Below are 13,124 nucleotides of genomic sequence, written 5' to 3' on the forward strand. Positions count from 1 at the left end.
CGACTGCTTGACTCGGCCCACGGGGCAGCGGCCGCCCACGTGCGATTGGCGCTCGGACCGAGCCTGCTGGGCGACCCTGCGGGCGCCGTTGCAGCAACCCCTTGGCGCATCCTGCGAAGTCAGGCCTCCTGGCGAGATCACCTGTCGGCGGGATCTCGGCAACACGCCCGGACCACGGTGGACGTCGGCCCACGCTGACGGGCGTAGGTGGGTCCGTGACCTGCGCAGATGGTCCTTCCACCGGTGTTCGGCACCGTCCACCAGTGCACGCTGGCGTCGGATGCTTCGGCGGCTCATAACCCAGAGGTCGCAGGTTCAAATCCTGCCCCCGCTACCACGAAGTAGCAGGTCAGGGGCGTGACCACCGATCTTGGTGGTCTCGCCCCTTGATCGTTGTCAACGAAATGTCAACAGATGTCAACAGCGGATGCCCCTGGATGTCCGCGGATGGTCCCGGATACACACCGTCGGACGTCTGATGTGAACGCCCCGGCGAGCGATCCCAGTGACGGGTCGGGCGCTGTCTCTGCGCGGTTCGTCGGCCGGACACTCCGCACCGCACGGCCAGCCATCAGCTGCGCGCACTGCTTCCTCGTAAGGAGAAGCGCTGGAGCGGGCTCCTTGATTGATCGTGCGCCGTCCGGGCGTGTCCGGTCGAGTGGCCGGTTGATGAAGTCGATGAGGGCGGTGACCGGTACCCGGCGCAGGCGGCCGACGTGGACCGAGTGGATCTCGCCGGAGGCGAGCAGCTCGTAGAGCAGGCTTCGTCCGATGCTGAGCCGGCGCGCGGCTTCCTCGACTGGCAGCAGCAGGCGGTCGTCGGTCTGGTGGGCGCCGTAGATGCTCGGTCGGTCCGGCGGGCCAGCGGGGGGTCGGGTCTGTTGGGTGGGTCGGCGTGATGATGGAGACGGTCGATCAGCAGGGCCGTCGAACGAGCGGTTTCTCGTGTGGTTGGTGGCCACGGGGCCCCACCTCCGAGTGTCGACCTATGGGCCGCGGGTCGGGCGACTCGCGGTTGTCCGGCCAGCGTGACCGCCCTCCTTGCCGGAATCCTTGCCGGATTGGTCGCCGCCATCTCGGCAAGGTTCCCGGCAAGGGTCGCCGCCATCTCGGCAAGTTTCCCGGCAAGGGTCGCCGCCAGGCTGGTCGGACCCGTGGACCGCGCCAGATCGGTCGGGGTCCGAACCTGCTGGAGGTGGACCAGATGAGCACGTATCCGTTGCTGTCCCCGTTCGTGCCGATCAGCGCTGTCAGTTTGCGCGGCCGCTGGCCGCTGGCGGCTGGCCAGGGCGGCAGCGCACGCCGACCACGCCGAGCAGCTGCTGGTCCAGGCGCGCCGCGAGCTGGCCGCCGCGACCGTGCTGGTCAACTCAGCCGCCCTGCGGGCGGACGCATGTGGCATGCCCGGTCCGGTGTGTTCGGCCTGTCTGGGCAACGCGCTCACCCGCACCGAGCACGGGGCGGTTGCCTGCCCCGACTGTGGACGTGCCGGCACCGCCGCTCAGGCCCGGTACGGCCACCTGTGTACCCGCCCGGGAGCCGTGACCCTCGCCGAGACCGATGACTCGGACCTGGCCGTGTGCCTGTCGCACGCGGTCAGCCGGCTGCGCCGGACCCCAAGGGCGACCGTCGTGCAGGCGGACCGCGCGGATATCGAGCAGATGGTGAGGGCGATCGACCGTCCGCTGCGCATCGCTCTTCGAGCCTGGCGCCCACGGTTTCCTCGCCGTCCGCGCCGACCCGCCAGGCCCGCTCGTCGGTCTTCACGTCGAAGGCCCGGGCCAGGAACGCGCCCACCCGGGTGCGGTCCCGCATCGCGGCCAGCTCGGCTACGGCCGGGGCCCGTGCGGCCTGTCCAGGTCGGTTCGCAACGAGGTCGGTCCAGGCCGGCTCGCAGGGATCAGCGGCGGTTGGAGCAGGGTCCGGCTCAGCGGGCAGGAGCGGATCGGCGCCAGTCATCGGGGGCTGGGCGGCGCCCAGCAGAGTTCCTGGGACGCCGTAGTAGTCGGACAGCGCAGCCTGGAAGGCGTCCGTGAGTTCGGGCCGCTCGATGCTGGTCTGGCCGGTGGCCAGGTCCAGCCAGCCGACCCGCTGCCCGTCGGGTGTGTTCACGTAAAGCCGGTCTTTGCCGTACTTGGTCCAGCGGGACACCGTCAGCGTGGTCACCCACGGGACCTCGGCATCACATTGACTGCACCGCCAGCTGTTACCCGTTTGCGGGACCAACGGGCACGGCAATGAGAAGTGCGGTGCCGACCCGGGCTTCAGCAGAAACCCACACCAAGACCAAGGACATCGCCGACCCGCACGTGATCGGCGGCACATGCAGGGCGGTGGCCCACAGCCCTGATTACCGGCATATCCGCGCTTCGGCGCGCCCAAACGGACTCGGCGCACTCGCCCTAGACTCTCGACGAACAGTGTGTGGCGCGCGCCTGGGGGCGGCTCGATTCTCTTGCGGTGGGAACGCACGTCTGACATGTACGAGCAGGTCACCGTCACGTCGCGTGCGCAGTGGCGTCGGTGGTTGGCCAAGCATCACGACTCATCCCCGGGGATCTGGCTGGTCCGCTATAAGCAGGGATCCGGGCACAAGCACGTGACCTACGACGACGTCGTGGTCGAAGCGCTGTGCTTCGGGTGGGTCGACAGCCGACCCCGGACTCTCGACGACGACCGTTCTCAACTGCTCCTCACTCCCCGCAAGGCGACCAGCCGATGGTCGGCGGTGAACAAGGAGCGGGTGGAGCGACCGACCCGCGAAGGGCGCATGGAAACCGCAGGGCTGGCGGTGGTCCAGGCGGCCAAGGGCGGCGGCAGCTGGGATGCCCTCAACGCCGTCGAACAACTCGCCGAACCATCCGACCTCGCCCAGGCGCTCGACGACGACCCAGCCGCCCGCGTGCAGTGGGAGGCCTTCCCTCGCTCCACCAAGCGTGCCATCCTCGAATGGATCACGACCGCGAAGGCCCCCGAGACCCGCCGACGCCGCATCGACGAGACCGTCTCCGAGGCCAGAGTCGGACGCCGAGCCAACCAGTGGCGACAGCCCAAAGGTCGTTGAGTCCGGAGAACGCTCATGCTGGATCGACCGCGCTGGAACCGCAACGGTGCGTCGGCCGGCCGTGCATCTCGCTTCCGCAGCGTCAGAGTCCGTGGAAGCCGGTGAGGTCGGCCGCGAGCTTCCAGAAGCGCTGGGCGCGGTCGACGTCGAGGGATTCGGGGCTGGATTCGATCGGGTGGCGTTCACCGAAGAACTGTCCCCCGACGCCGTCCAGGGTTGGGTCCAACGCCATGAAGGCCAGCGATTCGGTCGCGGCGTCTACGGAGGTGGCGAATGGCATGTGCGGCATCAGATGGGTCATGACGACCTGCATGGCTCCGTGGGTGCTCGCCGCGGCGGTGGCGGGCACGAAGCCCGGGCAGACTGCGTTCGCCGTGATCGACCGGGGTGGCAGCCGTCGCTGTAGCTCGTAGGTGAACCACAGCACCGCCAGCTTGGAGTTCTTGTAGGCCCGGTCAGGGTTGTAGTCGTGCGCCAGCTGCGGGTCGGCGAAGTCGAAGTCGACCGGCTCACCACGCGACCCGGGCAGGTGGAGTCGGGAGCTGACCGTGACTACCCGGGCCGAGGGGGCTTGCACCAACGTGGGCAGCAGCAGCCCGGTCAGCAGGAAGGGTGCCAAGACGTTGACGGCGAGGGTCTCCTCCAACCCGTCGGCGCTAAGCCGGCGCGTTCGGCTGGTCTGCATCACCCCAGCGACGTGGAACAGCACGTCGATCGATCGGTGGTGGCCGACCACCGTCTCGGCGAAAGCACGGATCTGGGCCAGTGAGGACAGGTCCACCCACCTGGCCTCGACGACAGCTTCCGGGTTGGTGCGGCAGATCTGCTCCGCTGCTGCCTGCGATGCTGCAGCGGTCCGGGCCACCAAGATCACCCGGCAGCCGGCGGCCGCCAGCTTCTCCGCGGTCGTTCGCCCCAGTCCCCGGCCCCCGCCGGTGATCATCACAGTCCTCACAGCATCGTCCCCTTGACACTCGCCCGAATCGAACGCTGCCGGCCATCCCCATCCCGCCCAGCCGAACCAGCCCGATTTCGGCGGCGGACTTTCGTGCTGGCTCTGGTCACGTGACGGCCGCTCGGCTACGAGCCGTGCTCGGCGCTGCCATGCGTCGAAGCGAGACGCCGATCCCGTATGTGACGAACTCGCCCTCCGGCGCCAACTCGATAAGGCAGACGTGCTCGCGTGCTGCCGGGGGAAGCCGTCTGATCAACTTGGCTGGGACCTGGCCAGGCTGCACGGTGGCGGCCGGGTACACGCTCGCCCGGGCATGGAAGGTCACCGTCGCCGGCGGGATGGGCATCAGCAGAGCCAGCAGCCCTCCGCGGCGGACCGTCACCGTGACGCTCACCTCCTCGCCAGTGTGGATGTGGCGGGCCTTCCAGCTGTCGGCGTCGGTGGACACGTACAGACGTCGGTCCTGCACTGCGTACATGACTCCGCTGGTGCGCGGCTTGCCGGCAGGGGTCACGTAACCCAAGACCGCGAAGCTCGCCTTCCCAATCGCCCGCCACACCGTGTCCGGGCTGACTTCGGCGATCGAGGTCGTCAACTGACCAGCCGTGCTCATCTCGGCCTCCCGTCGCGCCGGGCTTACCACCGCGCGTATCACGGCACTGCACCCTGCGGCGCCCCGTTCGGCGCCACCACGTCGAGCCTCCGCCGGTCGAACCCAGCGGACCAGAGCAACACGTCCCGCACCGCGCCAGCGTCCGGCGGACCCGGACGCTTCCGATAGCCGGTGCGTTCCGGCGGCTCAGTGCTCCCGTCTGTCATCGCGCAGGCGCTCAGGCGGGGTCACCTGCCTCGACCGGTCGCGGTTCGTCGAGGCGACGCCAGTGCCAGGCGAACCAGACGATGAACGCGGCGCAGCCGATCTCGATGGTGCTGAAGAACAGGTAGTAGGCGGTCGGGCCGGATCCGAGGAGAAGCGACGAGACTTGAACGACGGTCATGATCGTGCCGGCGATGATGTTCGCCCACCGGCTTGCCGGGTATGGCAGCACAACGGACAGCAGGACCATGGCGATGGGGATCTCCATCAGGACCGCGGCGCTCAGCAGGAACCCCTGAGTGATCTGGATACCGCCGACGTTGCCGTCGATGTACCCCTTCAGCGAGTCGGGGTCCATCAGCCCCAGGACGTCGCAGTACAGGTAGTTGAACAGCGCGAAGACCCACAAGAGGGACAGCCGCGCCGCGCGGTCCACCGTTCCCGCGGCCTTGGCTGAAGCCTGGGTTGCCGCTACCTTGCCCGTGGTCTCGATGTTCATGTCGACTCCGTCCGGTGGTGGAAGGACGCTCTGCGGCCGTCGGGGAACGTCAGTGGGCTGTCGGTGGGTCGACCTGACCCGGGTCGTCTGCCTTCACCTTCCTCACCCCGAGGTAGAGCAGGTGGCCGACCATCCAGATCTCGGCGACCGCGCAGGGGATCACGATCACGGTGTGGATCTTCGGGTCGAGGTCGGGGAGCAGGAACGCCGCCAGCATGTCGGCCAGGTAGCAGGCGCCGCCCACGACGAGCAGGACGCCCAGCGCCTTAGCGAACCAGCTGGAGCGGTAGGCGAGGTACCCCAGCGGCACCAGCCACAGGCCGAAGAAGATCTGCGCGGTGAGCAGCCCGTAGTGCTGGGTGTCAACCAACAACAGGATGAGCGCGTTGCAGCCGGCCGGGCCGAGCGAGGACAGGTCCACGGCCCCGGTGGCGGCCCGGAGCGCCTCGAACTCGAAGACCGCGTTGAGGCAGGTGATGCCGGCCCCGACGGCGACGAGGACGACCATGACGCGCGCCGCGTTCGTGTTCACGTGCTTGAGCAGCCGGTACAGGGTCAGCGCGAGGAGGACCCACAGCGTCGTCTGGAACAGGTCCGCGACCACAGCGGCCCGGACGAGCCCCGAGTGGGCGACGAGGTTGCCTGCTGTTGCCGCCGCGTCACCGGCGACGTACACCTTCGGAGACACGAACCCCTGGGCGAAGCCGCCGAAGACGCCGACCAGCAGGTACAGCACACCGGCGATGGCCGCCAGGCGCTTGGACCTGGTCCCCCAGACCGGACGATCCGCCTGCACCTCGTCGGCGTGGGACCCAGTCACGGTGCCGTTCATCGTGACCCTCGCCGAACTGGGACGGAGGGGTCGGGCTCTGCGCTGCGGGCGACGATCAGGCACAGGGTGGTCATGACCAGTCCGATCGGCGCCCAGATCGAGCGTTCGAGGGCGCTGCGGGACGCCAGGTTCATCAGCGTGCTCACGGACACGATCCCGACCAGGGCCCAGGTTCCCTGGCGGACGAAAGTCCCGCCCAGCCGGGTGTTCCGCAGCCCGCTGCGCTGGGCGACGATGGCCGCGGCGAGCAGCCACAGCACCACCGCGATTGCGCTGGCGACCCGCAGCCTGGCTGTCAGGTCGGCTGAGCTCCCGCCCCAGGCGGCCCGGCCGAAGGGGGCACCCAGCGCCAAGGCGGCCTGGAACACGGCGATCCCGAGGAAGCTCACGGTGGCTGCACCGCCCGCAACGCGGGCCCGAGGCCGCTGTGCTGTTGAGGCGGTCATGGCCGTCCCTCCTCTCCCGGAGGGGCCGCACGGTGCCGCCACCAGTCCGCGATGATGATCACGACGGCGGCGACCATCACCACGGTTGACGTGATCGCCGCGACGGTGCCCGCGGCCGCGGGGGTCGCGGAGGTGAAGTTGAAGGCGGTGTGCCAGACGGCGACGAGCAGGATGCTGCGGGCGGCGCCCCGGTAGAGCCAGGTGAGGACGACGGATCCGGCGGTCAGCCCGATCGCCCATCCGACGACCCTGGCGACGGTGAAGTCGTTGAAGGAGCTCTGGAAGAAGAAGATCGGGGCGTGCCATGGCGCCCACACCAGGGCGACCAGCAACGAGGTGACGGTCAGGCTGTGCCGGCGGAGCAGGCCATCGGCGAGGAAGCCGCGCCAGCCGGTCTCCTCCCCGAAGCCGTTGAGCACGAGTACCACGGCGATCGTGGCCAGCGGGCCGAGGCCGGCGCTGATCCCGTTGTACCCGGTCAGGTCGCCGGTGTCCGCGACGCCGCCCAGGAGAGCCAGACCGACCGCGCCAGCCGCCAGGATGGCCAGCACCGAGAGCCACCACCAGCCGACCCGCCAGCGGGTCAGCCGCTGCCACACAGCAGCCAGTCCCGCCCGGCCGCTGACGAGTGCGGTGACGATCACCGCGGAGATCGCGGGTCCGGCCAGGCCGGGTATCTGGCTGGGCCAGCCCACCCCGGTCTCAACCGTGCGGCTGCCCAGGGCGAGCGGAACCCAGTACGCCCACGAGAGCACGTAGGCGAGCACGACGTACGCGGCCAGGGGATGGGCGGCCACCCACCCACGCACCCGCGAGCGGGACCGGGCGAGGGGCTGGTCGGTGTCCACCGCGTTCATGGCGCCTCCCTTGTGTTTCTAGCGTCACTATAATACTGTGGGCATGTGGAGGCAAGGGAAAGACAGCAATGACCCGACCAGCGGCGGCGGCACCCCGGCGGGCGGTCGGGCGGCCCACCGCCGGGGAGGACCTGCGGGCCGTGCTCGTGGCGGCCACCCTGCGGCTGCTCGAGCAGACCGGCGACCCGGCCGCGGTGACCGTGGCCGGGATCGTCGCCGAAGCCGGCTGCACCCCGCCGACGCTGTACCACTACTGGCCCAGACGGGAACTCCTGCTCCGCGAGGCCAGCGCGCTCGGGTTCAAGCGGTTCCGCCGCAGCCAGGCAAGTGCGGCGGCGCCCGCCGGTGACCCGCTCGACCGGATCCGACGCCGGGGACAGGCCTACCTGGACTTCGCGCTGTCCCAGCCGTCACTGTTTCGGGTGCTGTTCCTGGACCGCCCGGTCCCCGGCCACCCACCCGCCGACGCCGAGAACCCAGGACAAGGCCTGGCCGACCTGGCCGCGGACGTGTCCGCCGCCATGACCGCAAGCCAGCTCGCGCCCGAGGACCCCCTCGGCGTCGCCGTCGGCCTGTGGGCCGGCGTGCACGGTATCGCCGCGCTCTGGGTCGCCACACCCGAACTACCCCACGCCCTGGCACGCTCCGTTGCCGCCAAGCAGACCGCCGCCCTGCTCACCGGCTACGGGTACACACCAACCCGCACGGGCGGATGACATGTTGGCCAACGTTGTGCGCGCCGAGGGTGCAGACAGGCGCCCTCCGAGATGCCGCCCACGCACTTCGACGTGGGGATAGCGGCCAGCCTGGCACTGGAGCTGCCGCCGGAGTTCGGGACCTCTCCTCGCGCCCTTGCGGTCAACGTGTGTCATCGCTCGGCTCCACGACAACCGCTCAGCCGAAGAGAACTCGCGGGCCGATCCATGCGCCAGCCACATTCCGGCTGCGGCAGGAGCGCCCGCTACTGCCGGCTATCCGGCGGCATAGTCGATCGTCGTCGGCGGATAACGCGTCCGGGTTGGGCACAGTCGCAAGTCCATGAGGCGACTCGGCTGAGGGGGACGGCTCGGGCCGGTGGAGTACCACGCGGAGGCTGGGCTGGTGTCCCGTGTCCCGTGTCCCGTGCCCTGGGTCTTGGGGAAGAGCTGACCGTGCTCCAGGACGAGACCAGCCTGGTCGCGGCCACACTGACCTACGTGGACATGACCACAAGCACTGACGGCGAGGGGTTGACGCTGTCGGGGCGTCTGGACCTCATGGACTCCCAGCACGGGTGCGCCGCCCGCGCTGGCCACCGCCCGTCAAGCTCGCGTCCCGCGGCTGATCCACGCGGTCAGCTTGGTGGAGGCCACGCTGCGCCAGGGTGGACGGCTGGCACAGAGGTCCGCGTTGTTCCGCCGCCCGCCGCCCCAGCGTCGAAGCTCACCGAGCTCGGGCCGGCGGCGGACGAGGTCGCTGGGCTCGCCCAACTGGCGCTCGACCACGATCGCGCCAGCACGTCATCTCGGTCACCGACCCGGCGTCGCTTTCAGCGACCGTGCCGCGGCCGGAGTAGGACGCGTCACGAGACGGCGTCGACGCAACTGAGCCGGGACTACGACAGCCGGTTCAGCGTCTCCAGAGTCGCTCGAACTGGTGAGGAGTCAAGCGCTAACTGCGGAGCCGGGCCCTGCACACTGCTCGATCGCGAGCCGAGCGAGACCCACTCGGGGTCCGTCCAGTCGCCCGGTCCAAACGTTGGGCGACGTGATCGCCACCAGGGCGACGGACTGTTCGCCCACGGACTCGGTCGGTGAGGCAATCGGTGCCGTTGGTTTGCCAGCCCGTGTCGGCGGTGGGAGAGCCGCGACGCCGTTCCCGGGGGAGCCCTTTCAAGACCGGCCCGCGCCACAGGCGACAGAGCGGACCACGGCTGTCGTTGTGGGACCCTCATCCACCACCTGCGCGCCCGGCCGGCTGGTCGGCTGCCCCAGGCGGCGATCGCCGGGCGGGCGCTGGCCGCCGCACGGATGGCCCAGTCGCACGTCCCCCGGCCCGCGGCTTCGACTTGGTCGGTGGTCAGGAGGGGCCCCCCGGCGCAGCGGGTCGCGGTCACCCGCTGGGCCTCGACAGGTGTGATGAGCCCACTCCGAGGGACCGGCGACGGAGCCGCCCGCCCGGTGGCCGGGCCGCTGCCCGCAGCGAGGCTGGTGAGGTGCGTCTCGCTTACCTGGACCGCGTGTCGGTCGGCTATCCGGGTGAGGCATGGTGGATGGCGGTTGGCGGTCCTGGAGGTGAGTCACGGTGGCAGCGGAGCTGGACGGCAATGGCGAGGCACAACGCATGGACGCCCTCGTGCGCGAGTTGCGCAAGGCCTTCCCGGACATGCCCGAAGACCAAGTCGTCAAGGTCGTCCAAGACACCTGGCAGGAGTTTCTCGGCGCTCCGGTGCGCGAGTTCGCACCGTTGTTGGTGCGGCGCCGGGCGGTTTCCCATCTGCGGATCGTGTGACCCTCAGGTCGTGGTCGCACCGGAGGGCCCGACCGGTCGAGGAGTTGCACAGGGCCGCTGGTCGGCTGGCCGGATCCACGTTGTGCGCCCGGATCCGGGGGTCGAGGCGCGGGCAGGTCACCGAGGTCGACGCGTCTGTGAGCCAGCTGGGTCTCGTGGCCGTGGTCGGCCTGTCAGCCGGAGGCGAGGCGCTCATGCATGGCTTGCTGGAGTGCGCCGGCCACGTCCGGGTGGCTCGACTCCAGCTGACGGAACACGCTGCCGAAAAGCGCTCACACCACGACTGGTTCGCGGGCGGTCACCGTCGCGGTGCGCCTGCCCTCGCCGATGATGGCGATCTCTCCGAAGAAGTCGCCGGGGCCGAGGACGCGCAGCTCCTGACCGTCTTGGGTGACGGTCGCCTGGCCCTGCTCGAGGACATAGAAGGCGTACCCGGCCCGTCCCTCGCTGACCAGGTGGCGACCGGCGTCGTGCTCCTCGACGTCGAAGTACTCGGCGAGGGCGCTCCGCTGGTCGGATGAGAGGCCCGCGAGCAGGGGCGCGCGCAGCAGGTCGTCTCCGCTGGGGTGGGTCATGGAGATCCTCGAGGGGCTCGGCGTCGGGATGGCTCGCCGATTCTCGGGCGCCGACCGGTCCTCGCGGGGCCCAGTTCGCTAAACGCTCACCCGCCGGCGCGTCCAGGTTCACCGATGTCGGGCGCGGCACTCAGCACACGCTGGGCAGGAATCTCGTCGTCTCGGGGCGCGACCCCCGCCGGACACCATGTGCGCCCCCGGACCGGGCCCGCCGCGCCGCGGCCACCCCGACCCCCTGCGGCCGACGACAGCCTGCCCGGCCGGACTGCGCCAGGTCACGGACATCGGGCTCCCCGAGCACGGTCCGCCGGGTACGACCCAGGGAAGTCGGGGCAGTGGAGGCTCGGCCGTCGGGGTGAGCCGAGCGGGTGGGTCGTTCGACGGGGGCCGTTCGACTCGGGATTGACGCTGGCTTCGGGACCGCGGTCGGGCAGACTGGCGCGGTGACTGAGCAGCCGGCTCGTGTGGGTACCGAAGGCGACTTGCCCCCCGAGGGGTGGTTGCTGTTGGTGTATCGGGTGCCGTCGGAGCCGACGCGGCTGCGGGCGACGGTGTGGCGGCGGTTGAAGTCGCTGGGCGCGGTGTATCTGCAGAGTTCCGCGGCGGTCCTGCCGGCTGGGAAGTCGGCCGAGCACGCGCTGCGGCGGTTGCGCCGGGAGATCCTCGAGATGCAGGGCACCGCTGTGCTGCTGTCGTGCTCGGCGCTGCTGGGGGAGCGGGACATCCGGGCGCTGTTCGAGGCGGCCCGCGACAGCGAGTACGAGGAGATCCTGGACAAGTGCCAGGACTTCCACGCCGGGTTGGATAAGGAGTACGTCGCGGAGCACTTCACCTACGGTGAGCTGGAAGAGAACGAGGTGGAGCTGGTGAAGTTGCGCAACTGGTTCGCCAAGGTGGAGAGCCGCGACGTGTTCGGGGCCCCCGGGCAGGCCGCGGCCAGGCAGGCGCTGGACGAGTGCGAGCACGCGCTCGAGCAGTACGCCGTCCGGGTCTACGCCGAGGAGGGGGACGGCGGCTGACCGGAAGGGTGCCCGCCGGGCCCGTCGGCTGGACCCGGCGGTTCCGGTCAGCCGCGGTTGCGGATGGCGCGGCGCAGGCTGAGCGGCAGCAGGGCCATCACGGCGACCGGGACGATCCACCAAGTCGCCAGCGAGCTGTTGTGGCTAGGGAGGTAGGTCGCGGCCAGCGCGGCGGCCACGCCGAGGGCGACTCGCCAGTCGTCGCCGATGATGAAGTCGTACCAGAACGCGCCGAAGGCGCGGAGCCGATTGAGGATCATGACGCCGCCTCCGGTGCGGTCGTGAGCGCGGTGCTGGGGCTGGCCAGGGGCGCCGGCCGGCGACGGAATGCGGCGACGAGGCCGAGGGTGAACACGGCGATCGCGGGGATGAGCACCAGCAGCGCGGCGTCGGAGCCGGGCCAGCGGGCGCCGGCCCCTTCGGCGCCCCAGAACGCGCCGAAGGCGGTGAGCATCACACCGACGATGAACTTCATGGTGTTCTCCGGGACCCTGGACAACGGGGCCCGCACGGCCACGCCCACGGCGGTGACCAGGAGCACCGCGGCCGTCGCCGCGGCCACGGCCAGCGGCAGGTTGTGCTGGTTGGCACCGAAGGTCAGGGCGATGAAGACGACTTCCAGGCCCTCCAGGACCACGCCCTTGAAGGACAAGGTGAAGGCGTACCAGTCGCCGACGAGCCCCCGTCGGTCGGCGGGGGCGGCCTCTGCGGCGCCCAGCTCGGTGCGGTAGATGAGGTCCTCGTCGTGCAGGGCCTTGTGCCCGCTGGCGCGCAGGATGGCCTTGCGCAGCCACTGCAGGCCGAAGACCAGCAGCAGCGCGCCGACGAACAGGCGCAAGGCGCCCAACGGCAGCGCAGCGACGGCGGGTCCGAGGACGGCGACGATCGCGGCGAGGACGGCCAGGCCGGCGGCGAGCCCGGTCAGCGCGGAGCGCCACTCCCGCGCCGTGCCGGCCGCCAGGACGATGGTCAGCGCCTCGACGGCCTCCACCGTGCAGGCCAGAAACACGGCGATGAACAGTGCCGAGCCGCTCACGCTTTCCTCCTCATCGCGCCGGCACCGGCCGGCTCCAGTAACGAATCGGACTTCGGGAGTGTAACAGCCGTTAGGCCGTCCGTGTCACGACTTCACCGTGGGCGAAGGCGAGGCAGCCCTCGGTGTCGAGCGCGATCGGGACCTGCGTTCCGCGCGGGTGGGGGTAGCTGGAGCGGACGGCGCTGAGGGTTCCCGGCTCGCAGGCGACGACGTGGTCGTAGCCGCGGCGGCGCTAGGCAGGTCCTGGTAGGAGGCGGGTACCGCCGGGGCCTTCGCCGCGTTGTAGATCAGCGCCGCCATCACCGTGGCGCTGACCGGCACGTAGGAGTGGTCCGCCGGCGTCGATGCCTGGCCCACCGCGTTCAGCGTCGCCGTCGGCGTGTAGGGCAGCAGCTAGCCCTGGGGCGTCCAAGGCCGCGAAGGCGGTGTCACCGTCGACCCACAGCAGCCTCCACTGGGGGTTGTCCTTCTCGGCGGCCACCTTGGTCAACAGCGGGCCGGTGCTGTCGTCGACCAGCTTGACCGGGATGCCGG

The 13,124-nt window shown here is 70.4% G+C and carries 16 protein-coding genes; 4 read left to right on the forward strand and 12 right to left on the reverse strand.

Annotated features, from left to right (window positions below; translation table 11 throughout):
• Positions 1-407 precede the first annotated feature (407 nt).
• Together VIM19_12270 and VIM19_12275 are read right to left on the reverse strand one after the other, a co-directional pair.
• The gene (locus tag VIM19_12270; protein ID HEY5185652.1) at positions 408-962 is read right to left on the reverse strand and encodes a helix-turn-helix domain-containing protein; all 555 of its coding nucleotides are present in this window, start codon (positions 960-962) and stop codon (positions 408-410) included.
• 634 nt (positions 963-1,596) lie between these two features.
• Positions 1,597-2,166, reverse strand: coding sequence for a hypothetical protein (locus VIM19_12275; protein ID HEY5185653.1), 570 nt, complete (start codon positions 2,164-2,166; stop codon positions 1,597-1,599).
• 361 nt (positions 2,167-2,527) lie between these two features.
• On the opposite strand from VIM19_12275, the gene VIM19_12280 reads away from it, so the two are divergent.
• Positions 2,528-3,064 (forward strand): YdeI/OmpD-associated family protein, encoded by a 537-nt coding sequence (locus VIM19_12280; protein HEY5185654.1) that lies wholly within the window; start codon positions 2,528-2,530, stop codon positions 3,062-3,064.
• An 82-nt stretch (positions 3,065-3,146) separates the two neighbouring features.
• On the opposite strand, the gene VIM19_12285 is transcribed toward VIM19_12280, so the two are convergent.
• From VIM19_12285 to VIM19_12310, 6 genes are all read right to left on the reverse strand, one after another.
• Positions 3,147-4,019 (reverse strand): SDR family NAD(P)-dependent oxidoreductase, encoded by an 873-nt coding sequence (locus VIM19_12285; protein ID HEY5185655.1) that lies wholly within the window; start codon positions 4,017-4,019, stop codon positions 3,147-3,149.
• A gap of 106 nt (positions 4,020-4,125) precedes the next feature.
• Positions 4,126-4,632 (reverse strand): pyridoxamine 5'-phosphate oxidase family protein, encoded by a 507-nt coding sequence (locus VIM19_12290; protein HEY5185656.1) that lies wholly within the window; start codon positions 4,630-4,632, stop codon positions 4,126-4,128.
• A gap of 217 nt (positions 4,633-4,849) precedes the next feature.
• A complete protein-coding gene (locus VIM19_12295) occupies positions 4,850-5,335 on the reverse strand; it encodes a DUF6326 family protein (protein HEY5185657.1) in 486 nt (161 codons plus the stop codon).
• A gap of 49 nt (positions 5,336-5,384) precedes the next feature.
• Positions 5,385-6,167 carry a DUF4386 domain-containing protein gene (locus VIM19_12300; protein ID HEY5185658.1) on the reverse strand — a complete coding sequence of 261 codons (783 nt, stop codon included), beginning with the start codon at positions 6,165-6,167 and terminating at the stop codon, positions 5,385-5,387.
• Positions 6,164-6,613, reverse strand: a complete 450-nt coding sequence (locus tag VIM19_12305) for a hypothetical protein (GenBank protein HEY5185659.1) — start codon at positions 6,611-6,613, stop codon at positions 6,164-6,166. The genes VIM19_12300 and VIM19_12305 overlap by 4 nt, the downstream gene beginning before the upstream one ends.
• Positions 6,610-7,470, reverse strand: a complete 861-nt coding sequence (locus tag VIM19_12310) for a CPBP family intramembrane glutamic endopeptidase (GenBank protein HEY5185660.1) — start codon at positions 7,468-7,470, stop codon at positions 6,610-6,612. Before VIM19_12310 ends, VIM19_12305 begins: the two co-directional genes overlap by 4 nt.
• 68 nt (positions 7,471-7,538) lie before the next feature.
• Here VIM19_12310 and VIM19_12315 point away from each other — a divergent pair, with 68 nt between their 5' ends.
• Both VIM19_12315 and VIM19_12320 read left to right on the forward strand, forming a co-directional pair.
• Positions 7,539-8,186 (forward strand): TetR/AcrR family transcriptional regulator, encoded by a 648-nt coding sequence (locus tag VIM19_12315; GenBank protein HEY5185661.1) that lies wholly within the window; start codon positions 7,539-7,541, stop codon positions 8,184-8,186.
• 1,567 nt (positions 8,187-9,753) lie between these two features.
• Positions 9,754-9,960, forward strand: a complete 207-nt coding sequence (locus tag VIM19_12320) for a hypothetical protein (GenBank protein ID HEY5185662.1) — start codon at positions 9,754-9,756, stop codon at positions 9,958-9,960.
• A gap of 272 nt (positions 9,961-10,232) precedes the next feature.
• On the opposite strand, the gene VIM19_12325 is transcribed toward VIM19_12320, so the two are convergent.
• The gene (locus VIM19_12325) at positions 10,233-10,535 is read right to left on the reverse strand and encodes a cyclic nucleotide-binding domain-containing protein (GenBank protein HEY5185663.1); all 303 of its coding nucleotides are present in this window, start codon (positions 10,533-10,535) and stop codon (positions 10,233-10,235) included.
• A 518-nt stretch (positions 10,536-11,053) separates the two neighbouring features.
• Here VIM19_12325 and VIM19_12330 point away from each other — a divergent pair.
• Positions 11,054-11,554, forward strand: a complete 501-nt coding sequence (locus VIM19_12330; GenBank protein ID HEY5185664.1) for a Chromate resistance protein ChrB — start codon at positions 11,054-11,056, stop codon at positions 11,552-11,554.
• A 47-nt stretch (positions 11,555-11,601) separates the two neighbouring features.
• On the opposite strand, the gene VIM19_12335 is transcribed toward VIM19_12330, so the two are convergent.
• The 3 genes from VIM19_12335 to VIM19_12345 form a co-directional block, all read right to left on the reverse strand.
• Complete coding sequence (locus VIM19_12335; protein ID HEY5185665.1) at positions 11,602-11,814, reverse strand: hypothetical protein; 213 nt, start codon at positions 11,812-11,814, stop codon at positions 11,602-11,604.
• Positions 11,811-12,590, reverse strand: coding sequence for a hypothetical protein (locus VIM19_12340; protein HEY5185666.1), 780 nt, complete (start codon positions 12,588-12,590; stop codon positions 11,811-11,813). Before VIM19_12340 ends, VIM19_12335 begins: the two co-directional genes overlap by 4 nt.
• Positions 12,591-12,822: 232 nt before the next feature.
• A partial coding sequence (locus VIM19_12345; GenBank protein ID HEY5185667.1) for a hypothetical protein occupies positions 12,823-13,124 on the reverse strand: 302 nt, incomplete at its 5' end.

The organism is Actinomycetes bacterium (assembly GCA_036510875.1).
Classification (GTDB): Bacteria; Actinomycetota; Actinomycetes; order Prado026; family Prado026; genus DATCDE01.

What these genes read in the sequence shown, in the direction of transcription:
- VIM19_12325 (HEY5185663.1), bottom strand. Translation starts at nt 10,535, where the DNA reads ATGACCCACCCCAGCGGAGACGACCTGCTGCGCGCGCCCCTGCTCGCG.
- VIM19_12300 (HEY5185658.1), bottom strand. Translation starts at nt 6,167, where the DNA reads ATGAACGGCACCGTGACTGGGTCCCACGCCGACGAGGTGCAGGCGGAT.
- VIM19_12310 (HEY5185660.1), bottom strand. Translation starts at nt 7,470, where the DNA reads ATGAACGCGGTGGACACCGACCAGCCCCTCGCCCGGTCCCGCTCGCGG.
- VIM19_12295 (HEY5185657.1), bottom strand. Translation starts at nt 5,335, where the DNA reads ATGAACATCGAGACCACGGGCAAGGTAGCGGCAACCCAGGCTTCAGCC.
- VIM19_12290 (HEY5185656.1), bottom strand. Translation starts at nt 4,632, where the DNA reads ATGAGCACGGCTGGTCAGTTGACGACCTCGATCGCCGAAGTCAGCCCG.
- VIM19_12305 (HEY5185659.1), bottom strand. Translation starts at nt 6,613, where the DNA reads ATGACCGCCTCAACAGCACAGCGGCCTCGGGCCCGCGTTGCGGGCGGT.
- VIM19_12315 (HEY5185661.1), top strand. Translation starts at nt 7,539, where the DNA reads ATGACCCGACCAGCGGCGGCGGCACCCCGGCGGGCGGTCGGGCGGCCC.
- VIM19_12335 (HEY5185665.1), bottom strand. Translation starts at nt 11,814, where the DNA reads ATGATCCTCAATCGGCTCCGCGCCTTCGGCGCGTTCTGGTACGACTTC.